The organism is Desulfobacter sp. UBA2225 (assembly GCF_002348205.1).
Lineage (GTDB): Bacteria > Desulfobacterota > Desulfobacteria > Desulfobacterales > Desulfobacteraceae > Desulfobacter > Desulfobacter postgatei.
The window spans coordinates 1-15,621 of record NZ_DDYV01000042.1; the positions used below are offsets into that span (position 1 = coordinate 1).

Annotated in this window: 11 protein-coding genes; 3 read left to right on the forward strand and 8 right to left on the reverse strand. The window is 48.6% G+C overall.

From position 1 onward, the window contains the following. Nucleotides 1–175 precede the first annotated feature (175 nt). The 3 genes from B3D59_RS02230 to B3D59_RS02240 form a co-directional block, all read right to left on the reverse strand. On the reverse strand, nt 176–2,668 hold the full coding sequence (locus tag B3D59_RS02230) for a cache domain-containing protein (RefSeq protein ID WP_286817454.1): 2,493 nt from the start codon (nt 2,666–2,668) through the stop codon (nt 176–178). Nucleotides 2,669–2,823: 155 nt separating this feature from the next. Beyond that, complete coding sequence (locus B3D59_RS02235) at nt 2,824–3,324, reverse strand: rubrerythrin family protein (RefSeq protein WP_286817455.1); 501 nt, start codon at nt 3,322–3,324, stop codon at nt 2,824–2,826. Nucleotides 3,325–3,473: 149 nt separating this feature from the next. Then, nucleotides 3,474–7,319 (reverse strand): hybrid sensor histidine kinase/response regulator, encoded by a 3,846-nt coding sequence (locus B3D59_RS02240; protein ID WP_286817457.1) that lies wholly within the window; start codon nt 7,317–7,319, stop codon nt 3,474–3,476. 188 nt (nt 7,320–7,507) lie between these two features. On the opposite strand from B3D59_RS02240, the gene B3D59_RS02245 reads away from it, so the two are divergent. After that, nucleotides 7,508–8,836: an alpha/beta hydrolase gene (locus B3D59_RS02245; protein WP_286817458.1), complete on the forward strand. Its 1,329-nt coding sequence runs from the start codon at nt 7,508–7,510 to the stop codon at nt 8,834–8,836. Between the two features lie 11 nt (nt 8,837–8,847). On the opposite strand, the gene B3D59_RS02250 is transcribed toward B3D59_RS02245, so the two are convergent. Beyond that, nucleotides 8,848–10,662 (reverse strand): acyl-CoA dehydrogenase, encoded by a 1,815-nt coding sequence (locus B3D59_RS02250; protein ID WP_286817459.1) that lies wholly within the window; start codon nt 10,660–10,662, stop codon nt 8,848–8,850. A 105-nt stretch (nt 10,663–10,767) separates the two neighbouring features. Between B3D59_RS02250 and B3D59_RS02255 the strand changes: the two genes are divergently transcribed. Together B3D59_RS02255 and B3D59_RS02260 are read left to right on the forward strand one after the other, a co-directional pair. Then, nucleotides 10,768–11,253 (forward strand): DUF523 domain-containing protein, encoded by a 486-nt coding sequence (locus tag B3D59_RS02255; protein ID WP_286817460.1) that lies wholly within the window; start codon nt 10,768–10,770, stop codon nt 11,251–11,253. A gap of 32 nt (nt 11,254–11,285) precedes the next feature. Next, nucleotides 11,286–12,128 carry an FRG domain-containing protein gene (locus B3D59_RS02260; protein WP_286817461.1) on the forward strand — a complete coding sequence of 281 codons (843 nt, stop codon included), beginning with the start codon at nt 11,286–11,288 and terminating at the stop codon, nt 12,126–12,128. A gap of 7 nt (nt 12,129–12,135) precedes the next feature. On the opposite strand, the gene tsaA is transcribed toward B3D59_RS02260, so the two are convergent. From tsaA to B3D59_RS02280, 4 genes are all read right to left on the reverse strand, one after another. Beyond that, nucleotides 12,136–12,885 carry a tRNA (N6-threonylcarbamoyladenosine(37)-N6)-methyltransferase TrmO gene (tsaA, locus tag B3D59_RS02265; protein ID WP_286817463.1) on the reverse strand — a complete coding sequence of 250 codons (750 nt, stop codon included), beginning with the start codon at nt 12,883–12,885 and terminating at the stop codon, nt 12,136–12,138. After that, nucleotides 12,870–14,681: an oligoendopeptidase F gene (pepF, locus tag B3D59_RS02270; protein ID WP_286817465.1), complete on the reverse strand. Its 1,812-nt coding sequence runs from the start codon at nt 14,679–14,681 to the stop codon at nt 12,870–12,872. The genes tsaA and pepF overlap by 16 nt, the downstream gene beginning before the upstream one ends. 92 nt (nt 14,682–14,773) lie before the next feature. Beyond that, nucleotides 14,774–15,361 (reverse strand): nitroreductase family protein, encoded by a 588-nt coding sequence (locus B3D59_RS02275; protein WP_286817466.1) that lies wholly within the window; start codon nt 15,359–15,361, stop codon nt 14,774–14,776. A gap of 29 nt (nt 15,362–15,390) precedes the next feature. Continuing rightward, the coding region (locus B3D59_RS02280; protein ID WP_286817467.1) for a hypothetical protein at nt 15,391–15,621 on the reverse strand (231 nt) is incomplete at its 5' end.

Consider the following 15,621-nt stretch of genomic DNA (forward strand, 5'->3'; position numbering starts at 1 on the left):
AACCTGCGCTGGGTTAATAAGGAAAACTCGTGATGTTGAAGATGCTTTCTGGCAGGATGATGCTGCTTTTGATGAACAAAATTGAGAATCGACATAGTCGTGCTACCTTTGGATAAACTTCGGACGCGATTATACTACACGATTCTATCTAAAATATCAAGTCGTATGACCGGAACTATAATTGGCTGTTAAAAACTTTTTGAAACCTTTCTTTGGCATCATGAACCTGTTTTTCCGCTTCTAATCTTTGGGTGATATCTTCAACAATGCCCTCTAAATAAAGTGGAGATCCATTTTCATCCCTGACGGTTTTTAAATATAAATTTGCAATAAATTGTGACCCGTCACGTCGACGGTAATGATTCAGGTGATGTGTCATTCCATTTGTATTTATTTGTTCGGTTACAATGGAGTCTCTTTTCTCACTACGTACATAAATCTGTTCAGCAATGCTGTGAATGGATTTTAGCACTTCATCCGGCGATGCGTAGCCAAGCATCTCTGCAAGTGCAGCATTTACTTCTATGAAACGTCCTTCTGGTGTAGAACGAAAGATCCCAAGAGGGGCATTTTCAAAAATGGTTCTGAATTTTTGCTCACTTTCTTTTAATGCAATTTCAGCTTCAATTCTATCAGTCACTTCCGATAAAGTAAAAACCAGTCCGTCAACCTGCCCAGATTCTGTTTTTGTCGGGATCAAACTCCAATCCCAGTATGTTACACCTCGCTCTGCCTGGTTGGGAAATTCAAATGGTTTTGCAGCCACAAAATATTCTTTTCCTGTTTTTACAACAGTTTCAAAAATGGTTTGATTCTCTTGATGTGGATACAAATCAAAATGATTTTTTCCTGGGAAAAAGGACGGTGGCTGTTTGTATGAATCAGCATAGGCTTGATTGACCCAGAGAAAGTTAAAAGCAGAATCAAGGAAAACAGCCATTATATGTGTGTGTTGAAGAATCGCGGACAGAAGTTGGTTTTTTTCATTTAACTGGCTTTGACTTTGAATGATCAGTTCTTCAGCACTCTTTTGTTTTGTAATATCTTGGATGACACCAATGACTTTTAAAGGTGCCCCGGAGTCGTTTCTAACCAATTCGGCGATCGATTTTATAATTCGCCGTTCATGGCCAGATACAGGATGAATTTCAAACTCAAGGTCATACGGTTTGTCATTTTCGATTAAATCAATAAGTGCCTGATGGATCCGCTCACGATCTGGGATACATTTTTCTATTTCATCCGTTGAAAAATTTTTATTCTCAGGATCGAAACCATATATGCGTTTGGTTTCTTCTGATCCCCAGAATATTTCACTGCCAATATCATATTCCCAATTGCCAACATGTCCCATTTCCTGGGCTTTTTTGTAGCGCTGTTCGTTTTCAACCAAAAGGGTTTTGTTTCTTTCACGGACCTCGATCATTTGGTTGGCTGACTCAATAAGGGGCTCAAATTCAACAAGACTTAATTCATCTGATTTTATTTTAATGGATTGGTTTGCCGCTACTTTAAAAAATCGGGTAAAGACTTCAAAATTATATTTTAATCGATGGGAAATAAATTTTGCGATGGGATAAATGAATATAACGATCAAAAATAAAGTCAAAATAATTTTTACTAATTCTTTTATCATACCGTCAAAAAGAAGCTCTTTCTTGTGGAGCAGCTGACTTTCAATTTCATCGAGATAAACGCCGGCGCCAACCATCCATTGCCAATCGTGAACCCCTTTTATAAATGAGATCTTCGGTGAAAGGGCATTGGTTGTTGGTTTTTCCCATACATATTTAATGAAATCACCTTCTGGTGTCTCTGCGGCTCTCCGCTCCTCCTGTATCACCTTGACACCGTTCGGATCGGTCATATCCCAAATGTTTTTTTCAATGATATCTGGCTGCGTTGAATTCATAAGCGTTACGCCGTCGAAACTGACAACAAAAATATAACCGTCTTTGCCAAATCTTATCTTAGATATTCTGGCCAATATTTCCTTTTTAATATCTGATTCAACATCATCTAAATACTCGCCCGTGCCGAAAAACCAATCCATGGGTTCAAAATATTTAATATAAGCAATTTTTGGAAAATCTTTTCCTTTGTCGCCAGGTTTTGTCCAGTTATATCGATAATATCCTTCATCTTTATTCTTTGCGATTTTAATCATATCCTGAATGACAAAGTTCCCTTGTGTATCCTTCATCCCGATCATGTTTTTACCTTCAAGCTCGGGGCGATCTGCAAACAGTTGTTCTATGCCTGTTAAGTCAGTGGCGAAATAGTATCCCCGACCATGATTGAAACGGATTGGACGTAAAGCATCTTTGATCATTTTTTCAATGTCGGCACGGCTTTTTATATCGCGATTTTCATTGTATATATTTGAAGCGATGGCAATGGCTTCATCAGCTCGGTTTTTTATGTTTTTTTCTAAACGGTCCTCTGTCAAAGACTTCATATATTCTATATATTCAACAACTTTTTCAACTTCATTTTTTATTAATGCCTTTTGGTCATTTATATAAATTGTCCTGCTTTCATCGGCTTCCACTTTGAAATTGTGATATTCTCTTATAATCATTACAAAACTTGAGATTGTGATTGAAATAAAAGCAACTGAAATCATACCGATGAGGTACATATTTTTAATACTTTTTGATAGTTTCATCACTGAAGATGTCCATTCATTATTTTTTCAAAAGTGCTGTGAAAGTGTGAAAATAGAACAAAAACGTTGACCTCGGTTTTTGCTTCTATGCCTCAGGGGGATTGAAAGACCGGACCCGGGGCAGTTCATCATGCCCGGGTCCGGCAAGAATTTGATTAGTCAACCAGGATAAACTTGGACTGTTTGGCCGAGCAGATCGGACATTTTTCCGGTGCGGCGCCCAGTTCAATGTAACCGCAGACCGGACACAGGTAAAATTCGCTGACATCCAGATCTATGCCGTTTTTAACGGCTTCCAGGGCTTTTGTGTAGAGGTTGGCATGCGCTTCTTCAGCACCCAGTGCAAATTTAAACATGATTTTGGCTTTATGACCGTCTGACTCGGCCTGTTCCAGCATGGGCGGATACATGCTGGAGTACTCTTCGGTTTCGCCGTCAATGGCGGCCTGGAGATTATCGGCGGTTGACTGGATCATACCCAGGGCGGCCAAATGACCCTCGGCATGAATTCGTTCTGCTTCGGCAGTGGTTTTAAACAGTTTTGCTATATTTTTAAACCCTTCCTTTTCGGCTTTTTTTGCAAAAGCGTTGTATTTCTGGTTGGCCTGGCTTTCACCTGCAAACGACTCTTTTAGATTATCATTGGTTGTTGCCATTATTTTCTCCCTTTCTTTAAAAAAATTGATGAAAAAAGCTCTTTCTATTCGTATCGCACCTTGCTTTTTTACTATTTTCTTGAATTTTTATCAATGATTGTATCTGCTGTTAACATCGTTAACAAGTATTCGGCCAATGGGAACCTTCATCAGGTTTGGACAAGGCGGGAAAGTTGGTCAATCAGGTTCGGAAAGCATTTCAAGGTGTCTGGAAGCGAAACCATATCAAAGGTTTTGGCCTGTTTGGATACCGCTTCCCCCCATATCCGCAGGGGGGCGTATCCATAGGTTTGGCCAAGTTCGACGATCTCTTCGGCAAAGGCTTGGACATTTCCCATGATCATGGCTTCATTGAGGTATTGGCACCTGTCCAGCATCTCTTCCCTGAGCAGGGTCAACAACTCCTTGAGTTTTTCAATCGCCATGGGTGTATCGCATTTGGGCGGGGGAAAAAGGTTGAGGATTTCCTCTTTCCCTTCGGCTTGTGCCATAACAGCGTCGCAGGGCAGGGGGGGTGTCTTCCCGGCCTCGCTTTTGACATTGGGAATGGTCACCAGAAATCGGCTGCCGTTTCCCGGGGTTGAGTTCACCTCAATGGTGCCGCCCATGGCCGCCACTATTTTTTGGGATATGGAAAGCCCAATGCCGGTTCCGCCATAGGTATCAAAGTCCTGGCCCTTTTGCTGGCTGAACCTTTCAAATATCAGTCTTTTCTGGTCAGGGGCAATGCCGATCCCACTGTCTTCGATGATAAAGAAAAGTTCTGAAAACCTCTTCTCGTTTTCAAATTGCCGGTACCCGGCCGTGAGTTTGACAAATCCGGACGAGGTGAATTTAATGGCGTTTCCTGTTATATTCATCAGGGTCTGTCTGAGTCTGACTCTGTCCAGAACAATGATGGAGGGGAGCTCTTTTTCCATCTCCAGGGAAAATTCAAGCCCCTTGATCCGGGCTGTATTCGCATAGATCTGGTTGAGTTCCTTCAGCAGTCCTTCAAGATCAAATGGTGCATATTTCAGTGGAAAGCTCCCGGATTCCGCCTTTGACAGATCAAGGATATCGTTGAGCATGGCCAGAAGTGAATTACCGGCAGAACCGATGGTGGCCACATACTCTTTAATTGTCTCATCCTGGACCTCTTTATAGATGATATCGGAAAATCCGATGACCAGGTTCAGGGGCGTCCGGATTTCATGGCTCATATTGGCCAAAAACTCGCCCTTGGCCTGGCTGGCAGCCTCTGCCTTCTCCTTTGCGGCTTTGAGGGCCAGGGTCCGCTCCTTAACCATCTCTTCGAGTTTCTGCTTGTTTTTAACAAGTTCGTTCTCCACCTGGTCCTGTTTTTTGAGCAACTCGGATTTCATCCTGTCAATGGCCCGGAGCTGCTCGGTGATGCGCCTTGCCTTTTCCAGTTCTTCCGCCTGGGCCTTTATTTTTTTTTCTACTCCCTTATGGGCAAGCCGCCAGCCCCCTATCCAGATCCCGGTGCAGGCTGCAATGTAGGCCACATAGGCCCAAGTCCGCTTCCAAGGCGGTTTATCCACCTGGATTTTGATGGCCTTGCCCTTTTCGTTCCATACCCCATTGTTGTTGCTGCCGAACAGCCGCAGGGTATAGGTACCGCCGGGCAGGTTGGTGTACTTGCCGTACCGCCGGGTTTCGGTGCGGTTCCATTGGGTTTCAAAGCCTTCAAGAAAATAGGCATATTCATTGTTCGCGGGACGGGTAAAATTCAGGACTGAAAAGTCGAATTCAAAAAAATTTCGCTGCCAGGGCAGATGGATACTTTGAATGAGTTCCGGGGCCTTTCCAGTGTCAAGCGGAAGTCCTGCCTGTTCAAGGGAAAGCAGCATTACCGGCGGGACATAGGGATTTTTCATGATCCGGTCCGGATGGAACCGGTTCACCCCTGAAAGGCCGGAGAACCAGAGATCCCCCTCCCGGCTTTTCAGGGCACTATTGGCAAAAACACTGAACCTGTCTGCCTGAAGTCCGTCTTTTTCCGAGTAATGATCCAGAACCTTCCGGTTGTTGGCGTCAAAGAGATACAGTCCCATATCAGAACTCAGCCAAAGCCGTCCCCTGTCATCTTCCTGTATGGCCCGTATGGCTCCGGAGGGCAAACCCTGGGCCTGTGTGACAGGGGTAAAGATCCCGCTTTCTCTGTCAAGAAGATGCAATCCCCCATCTTCGGTACTTACCCAGAAGCGGCCCTTTACATCCTCATGGCAGTCATTGATATTGTTCCCCTGAAGACCGTTTTTTCCTTTGGTAAACCGCTGAAAGTTTTCTGTGCCGGGGTTATAACGGTTCAGCCCGACTTTTGTGCAAATCCACAGGGTTCCCTCCCGGTCATTAACAAGGTTAAACGCCACGTTGTTGCTCAGACTTCGGGGGTTGGTACAGTCGTGGACAAATTGCCGGAATCTGCCGGTCTTCTTATTGAATTGGAAGATGCCGTTTTCCAGGGTGCCTAACCAGAGCAATTCCGGATTGAGACGGTCCTGAATCAACCCCCTGATCGGCGCTCCGGCCAGCAGGGGATTCTGGTAGGTCGTTTCCAGGGTTCGGTTCTCCCGGTTGTATACATTCAGGGACCCGTCACCCGACCCCACCCATAACCGGCCGGCACTGTCCTCGCAGACCGAATATACCGAAGAGAGGGCAGAAATATTTTGTTCAACCGGGCCTGCCCTGGAAAAGTCATCTGTTCCGGGATTGAACCGGGAAAGTCCGCCCTGACTCCCGCCGGCAACCCAGATCGTGTTCCGGCTGTCCTGGTAGAGCATAAACACTGAGTTGGATCCCAGGCTTGTGCGGTCTGCGGGATTGTGGCGGTAGAGGGTAAACTGGTGGGCAAAGCTGTCCCAGGCATCTACAGGCCCTGTATTTCCCACGGTCCAGACAATGCCCTGGCGATCCATGAAAAAGTCAACGATTTTGTCCTCCCTGGGGCTTAAGGGGTTATCCGGATCATGGCGCAGGGATGTGAATGTCTCTGAATCGGTGTTAAAAATCTCCAGCCCGACAGGGTCGGTATAGGAGTGGGAAATCCAGACATACCCCCTGTCGTCGGGCATGAGCGTGTAAACATAGTTGCTGGCCAGTCCCTGGGGGTTGTGGGGATCATGGGTAAATTGCCGGGTCTCAAGGGTATGGGGATCCAGACGAAAGAGCCCGGATTTAGCCGTACCGATCCAGAGAAATCCCTTTGGTCCCTGGATGATGCTGTTGATGCATCCTGGGCCGGAATGTATTGAGGCATCCGGGGATGGCTGTCCAAAAGACCCTAAGGAAATCCGGGTAATAACCCCTGTTTTCTTATCAAGGCGATTCAGCCACCCGGCCTTGGTTCCGGCCCATATTTTGTTTTCCTGGTCAACAAAGACCGTGAAAATACTCCCGTGGCTCATGCAGTTGGAATTTCCGGGCTCGGGAAGGTAACGGACAAAGGTATTCTCAAGGGGATCGTAAAGATTTAGGCCGTTTTGGGTCCCCACCCATATCTTTCCGTCCTGGTCTTCGGCAATGGTCCTGGGGGCCCAGTTGAAAAAGTCCGAACTGATGCTGGCCGGATTCCCAGGATCATGCCGGAAATAGATAAATTTATTTAACCGCTTGTCGTAACAATTTAACCCGCCCCCAATGGTGGCAACCCAGATCCGAAAACCGGAACTGTCGGCAAACACACAGGGCGCAATATCGTTGTTGAGGGAATTCGTGCCCGATGAGAAGCGCTTCATCTTATATCCGTCCCACCGGACTATTCCTTCGGGGGTTCCCACCCAGATAAATCCGTCACGGTCCTGGGTAATGCCGCAATTATAGGATCCTGTGTCAAAGGGGTGGGAAAACATGGCCTTGAAGGCCAGGGATAAGCCTGGGCTGGATAAAATCAGGCCCGGGATTAGGGTCAGAAATAGAAGGCTGCCGGACCACCCATGGAAGATGGTCTCCCCCTTTTTACGACATTGTTCCCTGAAAAATACCGTCATTTGTTCGTTTATAGCGTTGCTAAAACCTGGTTTTCCGGATACCCCCGGTCAGTTGAGCTGATGCTGAACTCTCCTTCTGATGGGGGCCGTGAACACTATCCGGGGTTGCCTGAACATGAAATCTACCATAAAATGATAGGCATTGCCAGAACCTGGATGAAACCTTTATCAGTCAAAGGAGAACCAACATGTTCAAATTTAAGATCAACGGGTTTTTTGTGCTTTTTTTGTTTTTCCTTGCTTCCTGCGCGCTGAAACCTTTTTACCTTAAAGAGAGCGCCAGTCCGGCCGGCGTCCCTCCGGATACGGAGTTACCCTTCAGTCAATATGTTCAGGAAAGCAGAAAAAATATTGAACAGGTCCTGGGTGCCCTCCGGTTCGCACAGGGGGACAGTCCCTTTCTTGGTGACTATTCGCCTGCCCAGGCAGCTCAAATGCGGGGCCCATTTGAACGCCTTCCGGAAAACGGCAGCACAGGGCCCGGTAAAGGTAAGGGGTTTCTTCTCATTCACGGGCTTACCGACTCCCCCTACCTGATGCGCAGCATTGCCGACTCCCTGCATCAGGCTTATCCCAACGGAACCATCCGGGCTGTGCTGCTGCCCGGCCACGGTACGGTTGCCGGAGACTCCATCAAGATGAGGCATACGGACTGGATGGCCATCACCGACTATGGGGTTCGCAGCTTTGAAAAGATGGAGACAATTTCCGATCTCTACCTGGTGGGATTTTCCACGGGCACGGCCCTTGCCATTCGTCATCTGCAGGATAACCCCAAAAATCCCAAAATCAAAGGGCTGATCCTGATCTCTACAGCAGTCAAGGCCAAATCCGGTGGTGCCTTTCTCAGCCCCTACCTGCGCTGGGTTAAGGACTGGCTCGACACGTTTGAAGAACGAGACGCGGCGCGATATGAATCATTTTCCCTCAATGCCGGCGCTGAATTTTTTCTGCTCACCAAAAACATCATGAAAAGCAAAGCCCCCATTGACGTGCCGGTACTCATGGCTGTTAGTGCCGATGATGAAACCATTGACGCCAGCGCAGCCCGGCAGTTTTTCTGCGAACAGGTGACGGCCCGGCGCCGCGGTCTGATCTGGTATGCATCCCGCCATGCCGAGCGGAATATTGATCCGCCCTGTGACGACATCAAAGAAGTCAAACCGGGGCCGGTGGACCGGGAATTCCAGGGAACCCCATACCGGTTCGCCAACTACGCCCATACGGCCCTGTCCATGAGTCCTTCAGATCCCCATTACGGCGTCAATGGCAAGTATCGCCACTGCAAAGCCTATGACACTCCGCCGGATATGGAAGATTTCAATAAATGCCAGAAAGGCTCGGCCAAAACCATTTTCGGAGAAAAGGATATTGCCTCGAAAGCTGCCCAAAAAGAACTGGACTACGATTACTGGCGAAGAGGCACCTTTAATCCGGATTACCCCAGACTGGAACGGGCCATGATCTGCTTTGCCGATGAGACCTGCGATCTTCAGAGTTCACTGGAGGATCAATAAAAAGAATCTAATCAGCTGGGAAACATGTCGTCTTCAATCTCTACCGCTACGGCGCTTGTGTTCAGCAGTGCAGCAAATCGGCCCAGGGTGATGGGCAGTACGGTTTGGGCATAAAATTCAAGACTTTTGATGACTCCCTGGTAAAAGGGAATATCTTTCTTTTTGGCCTTCTCAAGGTTTTGGGCAGCGGTCACGGCGCGCCACAGCAGCATCCATGCAAAAACGGTGTCACCGGTGGCATCCTGGAACGGATGCGCGTTGGCAAAGGCGGCAAGCACTTTGGGACCCATGGCCGTGGTGCCCATGTGGATGGCCACTTCAGCTAATTTGTTTACCACCTCTTCAACCTTGGTCGCCGCTTTTTCAAGTATCGGAATATCCTTGGCCCGGACAATGGTCGTCTGCATTTCACCGAACAGATCCATGAAGGGCTTGCCCTTGTTCATGCCAAGTTTTCGACCTAGAAGATCCATGGCCTGGATGCCGTTGGTTCCTTCGTAGATCATGGTTATTCTGACGTCTCGCAGCAGCTGGGCCATGGGGTACTCTTCGATGAATCCGTAACCGCCGTAAACCTGCATGCCCTGGGAACAGACCTCAAAGGCCCGGTCTGTGACATACCCCTTGGCAATGGGGGTGAGGACTTCAACAAAGCCGTGGTATTTGGTTTTTTCTTCGTCGGTTGCCGCATATTTGGACATGTCAATGCAGTAATGGACATAGTAGATCAAGGTACGCATGGCTTCCACATTGGACTTCATCACCATGAGCTGGCGTCGCACATCAGGATGGCGAAAAATGGGAACTGATGGGGCCTCAGGATTCATGATCTCCGTCAGGTTCCGGCCCTGGATACGGTTTTTTGCATAATCCAGTGCATACATATAGGCTGCACCGGCACAGGCAAAGCCCTGGACTCCTACGAGTAAGCGGGCAGCGTTCATCATCAGAAACATGGCTTTCATGCCCTTGTTTTCTTCGCCTAAAAGGGTGCCCACGCAGTTGCCTTTGGTCCCTAAAGACAAGGAACAGGTTGAGTTTCCGTGGATGCCCATTTTATGCTCAATGCCGGTGCAGATGACATCGTTGAATTCGCCCAAAGACCCGTCTTTGTTAACTCTGTATTTCGGAACCAGGAATAATGAGATGCCTCTTGTGCCGGCAGGTGCCCCTTCAATGCGGGCTAATACGGGATGGATGATGTTTTCTGTCAGATCGTGTTCGCCGCCGGAAATGAAAATTTTTTCACCCACAATGTTGTAAGTGCCGTCGGGGTTAGGGATGGCTTTGGTGGTCAGTGCCCCGACATCTGATCCGGCCTCCGGTTCGGTGAGCAGCATGGTGCCGGTCCATTTGCCGGTGTACATGTTTTTAAGATAGGTCTTTTTCTGTGCTTCGGTACCAAAATGTTCAATAAGATGACCTGCACCCTGGGTGAGGGTGCAGTACATCATGAACGGGTAGTTGGCCCCGTTGAAATATTCCGCCGTTGCGGCGGCAACGGTGAAAGGCATCCCCTGGCCGCCCCATTGAGGATCTTCGGTGGGGGCCAGCCATTCACCTTCATTGAACAGATCAAATACGCGCTTGAAAGACGGCGGCGTGGTGACCTTGCCGTTTTCAAGAGTGCAGCCTGCCTCATCCCCTTCCTTGTTTATGGGCAGCAGCTCTTTAATTGCCAGATTTTTTGCCTCTTTAATCACCATCTCTATGGTTTTTTTGTTAAAGTCGGCGTAATTGTCGTTCAGTTCTGCAAGGGTATGCGCCTCAAGGATTTCGTGAACGACAAAATCAATGTCCCGCTGGTCGGAAATTAGCTGTGCCATGTGTCCTCCTCACTATGAAAAATGAATTATCATTCATCGCATTGATTAGGTTCCTTAGTCAAGAAATTTTTACAAACCAAGCCAATGCTGATATAACGTTCCACCATGGAACAGATACTGATTTCAGCCTGTCTTCTGGGACAGCCGGTGCGCTATGACGGCAGGTCCTGTCCCTTTAAATGCTCACTCATTGACCTGTGGCAGACCAAAGGGTTGCTGGTTCCGGTCTGTCCGGAAATGGACGGTGGCCTTCCCGTACCCCGGCCGCCGGCAGAGATCTCCCCCGGGGGCGGCCCGGGGGTGTGGGCGGGAACGGCCCGGGTGACGACTCGGCAGGCCGATGTAACGGCGTTTTTTATCAAAGGCGCACAGGCCGCTTTGGACAAAGCTGTTGCCTGTGGTATCAAAACGGCCCTTTTAAAACAAAAGAGTCCGTCCTGCGGAAGTTGCCGAATCTATGACGGCAGTTTCAGCCGGTCTCTTGTGGCGGGTATGGGTGTGACAACCGCACTTTTAAGACAGAACGGTATTATGGTGTTTGGTGAGGACCAGATAGATCAATTGCTGCAGGCCATTGCCCATAAAAAATAAAGAAACCGGGGCTGCCCGGGGGAGAAAGTCTTATGCCGGACATCATAGTTGATTCCTGGGGCATGCTCCAGGAGGAATTGTTTAAAGGTGCCTGGAATGATGCCATCCAAAGGTACCGGCCACCCTTTGTGTACCGGGGGCTGTCCGATGCATCCTACCGTCTTGAAACCTCATTGATGCGTCTGGGCGGACCGTTCTGGTCCCTTGAAAAGCATCTGCTGCGTAATTTTCGTAAATATTCCAGGGCCCAGGGGCGCGAAGAGCCTGATTCCTTCTGGCACCTTCTGGCTGTGGCCCAGCACCACGGGCTGCCCACCCGCCTCATGGACTGGACCTATTCACCCTATATTGCCCTCCACTTTGCCCTGGCCAACCTTGAGCGGTTTGACCTGGACGGGGTGATCTGGCGGGTAAATTATGAACAGGTCCATGACCGGTTGCCTTCCGAACTTAAAGGACAACTGGCCGCAGAAGGCGCCCAGGCATTTACCGTGGAGCTGCTCACCAGTATCGGCCAGGAAAGGCCGGACTGTCACGCAGGGGAAAAAACCTTTCATCAGTATGTTGAAACCTTAACCCAGTTTGATGCCCTGGGCGGGTCCGAGGAGTTCCTGCTCTTTTTTGAGCCGCCATCGATTGACGAACGCATCGTGAACCAATATGCGCTTTTTTCGGTCATGCCCAATCCATGCCGGGTAATTGATGACTGGCTGAACCGTCATGCCGACCTTTTCCAGCGCATCATTATCCCGGCCAAACTTAAATGGGAATGCCGGGATAAACTCGATCTGTGCAATATCACGGAGCGTGTGCTGTTTCCCGGCCTTGACGGGCTGGGGTCTTGGCTGAAACGCCACTACAGTCCCAAAACCTGATCCGCCACTAAACCGGGTCCAGGCAAAGCACCCGGATTTTATTTCCTGATGCCTGCCATTTGAGATCAAAGTCAAACATGCGGATACCGTATACACGATTTTCTTGCGGCACATCCGTCCGGCTCTCTTGTTGACTATTGGAAAAATGAGCACGGCAATAAGCGGGCCGTGGGTCATTTTCAAGCACCTGGGTAATGATGAGCAGCAGATTGGGGATTGCCTTTTCCCTTTCCCAGATCTGGGTGGCTGCCGTGTCTGAAAAACTCACCTGGCAACGCTTGTTGTCCGGAGCCGGTGCAAAACCGTCCCAGGCAGTGTCCAAGCGGTCTGAATAGGGCAGATAGGGTTTTATGTCCAGGACAGGCGTTTGATCCAGGATATCCACGCCGGTCAGGTGGAGCACCGGCCCTTTGACCGTAGATTCAATGCCTTCAAGCCGGACACAGGACATGCCGATGGGGTTGGGCCGGAACGGGGAGCGCGATGCAAATACCCCCACCTTTTTATTTCCCCCAAGGCGGGGCGGGCGTATCATGGCAGACCATTTTCCACCCTTTTTCACAGCCCTGTGAAAAACAAAAATCAGCCAGATATGGGAAAATTGTTCAAGTCCTCTTACAGCTTCGAGCCTTGCAAATTCAGGAAAAAACTCCAGCGTTCCCGGTGCCCCGGCCGCAAGGTTGGGCTGCCGGGGGATGCCGAATTTCTCCTTGAAACAGGTATGGATCACCCCAATGGCCTCTAAATGGACTTCCACAGGGTTTCCAGTTCGCTGATCCGTGATTCAAAATGGGATGCTGCTGCCTGCACAGGGGTAATGGATGCCATGTCCACTCCCGCTACCCTGAGTTCGTCAATGGGAAACATGGCGCCCCCGAGCTTGAGAAAGTCAAGGTAATCATCCACGGCAGGCTTTCCCTTGTCTGTTATGCGCTGGGCTATCCCTAATGCTGCCGCAAGACCCGTGGCATATTTATAAACATAAAAGGAAGAATAAAAATGGGGGATGCGCAGGCATTCCAGGGTAAGGGCCTCGTCAATGACCATGTTATCGCCGAAATATACGGATAAAAGGTCTTTATACACGGAAGTGAAGGTTTTAATGGTCAGGGGCTGGTTTTCTCCTGCCAGGCCATGGATGATATGTTCAAATTCGGCAAACATGGTCTGGCGAAAAAATGTGCCGCGGATATTGTCGATTTCCCGGTTCAGTATGTAGGCCTTCATTTTGGGGTCATCCCTGTATTTTTCCAGAAGATGCCGGGCTAAAAGCGCCTCATTCAGGGTGGAGGCCACCTCGGCCACAAAAATCGTGTAACCGTGGGTGGGGTAGGGCTGGGCTTTATTGGCAAGAAAGGTGTGCATGGAATGCCCTGCCTCGTGAATCATGGTGAACACGCTGTTAATGGAATTGGGATCATAGTTGAGCAGGATATAGGGGTTGGAATCGTAACACCCTGACGAGTAGGCGCCGCTTCGTTTGCCTTTGTTTTCATATCTGTCCACCCAGCCCTCAAGCAGACCCGGCTCCAGGGTGCGGCAATAGTCTTGCCCTAGTGGCGCAAGCGCCTCAATGCAGGTCGCAACCGCCTGTTCATAGTCCATGTGGAAGTCAATATCAGGGACAAGCTGTACATAGGTGTCGTACATGTGCAGTTCGTCAACACCCAGGGCCTGTTTTCTGAAATCAAGGTATCGGTAAAGGGGTGAAAATGCTTTTTTTACATTGATAATCAGGTTGTCATACACATCTTCCGGGACGTTGTCCGCAAACAGGGCAGACGTTCGTGTCGAATCAAAATGCCTCGCCCTTGCCCAGAACAGGTCCTTTTTTACTGAGGCGGCTAATGTAGCGGCAATGGTGTGCCTGTGATCATGGTATGTCTGGTAATACTGCTCAAAGACCGTTTTGCGAAAGCTTCTCTCTTTATGTCCCAGAAAAGTGATAAAGTTTCCGTGGGTCAAAGGAAGCACGTCGCCTGCGGGCTTTTTCACTTTACCGAACTTGAGATCTGCATTGTCCAGCTGGGAGAAAATTTTCTGGGGGGCGCTTAAGCTTTCGCCGGCCATTGCCAGCAGCTGTTCGGTTGGTGCATCCCTTGTGTGGGGAATGTACCGGATCATCTGTTCCAGGTAAAACCGGTATGGTTTAAATGCTTCTTTATCAAGAACTGTCGTCAGTTCATCTAAGGGGATGGCCTGAATTTCAGGCGAAATAAAGCTTGAGGCCTCCCCGATGCGGGTGTAAAGATTGGAGGCGCGCTGGAAAAGACCTTCATTGTCCGACTGGGTTTTATCTTCATCGTTTTTCAGGTGGGCAAATGTATACAAAGCATCCATATCCCGACCGACACTGTGGTCGAACTCAATGCAGGCTAAAAGGATATCAGGTCCCTGGGAAAGGGTCCCCTTGAACTTGTCATAGGTGGGTATTTTTTTTTCCAGCGCCTGGAAAAGCGATTCCCACGCCCCGGTGGTTTGAAACATGGGTGACAGATCCCAGCAGTCACTTTGAAGGACCTCTTTTCTCGGGGTGTTCGGCTGATGAACCATAAAAAACTCCTTTGGCTGGTGGATAAATCAGTTACAGATATCTGGTTAGGGTATTGCGCAGGTCTTGTCAAGAATGAAGCCCACTGTTTAATCTATCGAATGATCTGTATCGTGCCGTCTTTACGGGCAGGTGCGGGCGATGCTTTGCCGATAAACCCGACAGCCGCGCAAGCGCAGATCGTGTTCTCCTTTGGGATGCCCATTTCAAGCAGATATGCACGGATGCTCGGATCATCCCGAAGCCAGTGAAGTTGATTAATATAACAGCTTCCCAGCCCAAGGGACTGAGCCCCAAGAAATATGTTCTGAAGCGCCAGGGCACAATCTGCCATCGCATTTTCGTAATTGGGTTTATTGGAGGCAATAATGAGTGTTGGGGCGTTGTGGTAGAAGTTATAGCCTTCCTGTTTTGACCGCTTTTTCATGGCATGCTTTCCGGGGTAATCGTCATCAGGGATCCAATGTTGAAATCCTTCACAAACCAGCCGGTTTAAGTGAAGAAGCACACTCTTTTTCTGAATGGCAGTAAACAACCAGCTTTGGTTGTTGCCGCCACTGGGCGCCCATATTGCAGCATCAAGCAGCGCATCCAGTTGTTCTGATGATATTTGCTGTTCAGTAAATTTGCGCGTACTTCTTCGTTCATGAATGCAATTTAGGACCTCGTTATTTAAACTCATATCATCTCCTCCTGCCGAATATATTGGCTTCAGACCCCTAAAAAAAGAACGTTGATAATCAATGAATTCTTCCAAATGAATTCTTCCAATTGATCACACATTTTAATATTATAAATGCACAATGCTCCAACTGACAACAGGTTGTTTTGATGTTTGCCAAGCTCTAAGGCAAGTCTTTTATATATAAGTTTGAATAAATTTTTGAATTTATTCATAGTATTTTTCGGATTAAGCCAGGGTCTTGATAGACCGGGTCGGCT

What these genes read in the sequence shown, in the direction of transcription:
- B3D59_RS02230 (WP_286817454.1), bottom strand. Translation starts at nt 2,668, where the DNA reads ATGAAACTATCAAAAAGTATTAAAAATATGTACCTCATCGGTATGATT.
- B3D59_RS02235 (WP_286817455.1), bottom strand. Translation starts at nt 3,324, where the DNA reads ATGGCAACAACCAATGATAATCTAAAAGAGTCGTTTGCAGGTGAAAGC.
- B3D59_RS02240 (WP_286817457.1), bottom strand. Translation starts at nt 7,319, where the DNA reads ATGACGGTATTTTTCAGGGAACAATGTCGTAAAAAGGGGGAGACCATC.
- B3D59_RS02245 (WP_286817458.1), top strand. Translation starts at nt 7,508, where the DNA reads ATGTTCAAATTTAAGATCAACGGGTTTTTTGTGCTTTTTTTGTTTTTC.
- B3D59_RS02250 (WP_286817459.1), bottom strand. Translation starts at nt 10,662, where the DNA reads ATGGCACAGCTAATTTCCGACCAGCGGGACATTGATTTTGTCGTTCAC.
- B3D59_RS02255 (WP_286817460.1), top strand. Translation starts at nt 10,768, where the DNA reads ATGGAACAGATACTGATTTCAGCCTGTCTTCTGGGACAGCCGGTGCGC.
- B3D59_RS02260 (WP_286817461.1), top strand. Translation starts at nt 11,286, where the DNA reads ATGCCGGACATCATAGTTGATTCCTGGGGCATGCTCCAGGAGGAATTG.
- pepF (WP_286817465.1), bottom strand. Translation starts at nt 14,681, where the DNA reads ATGGTTCATCAGCCGAACACCCCGAGAAAAGAGGTCCTTCAAAGTGAC.
- B3D59_RS02275 (WP_286817466.1), bottom strand. Translation starts at nt 15,361, where the DNA reads ATGAGTTTAAATAACGAGGTCCTAAATTGCATTCATGAACGAAGAAGT.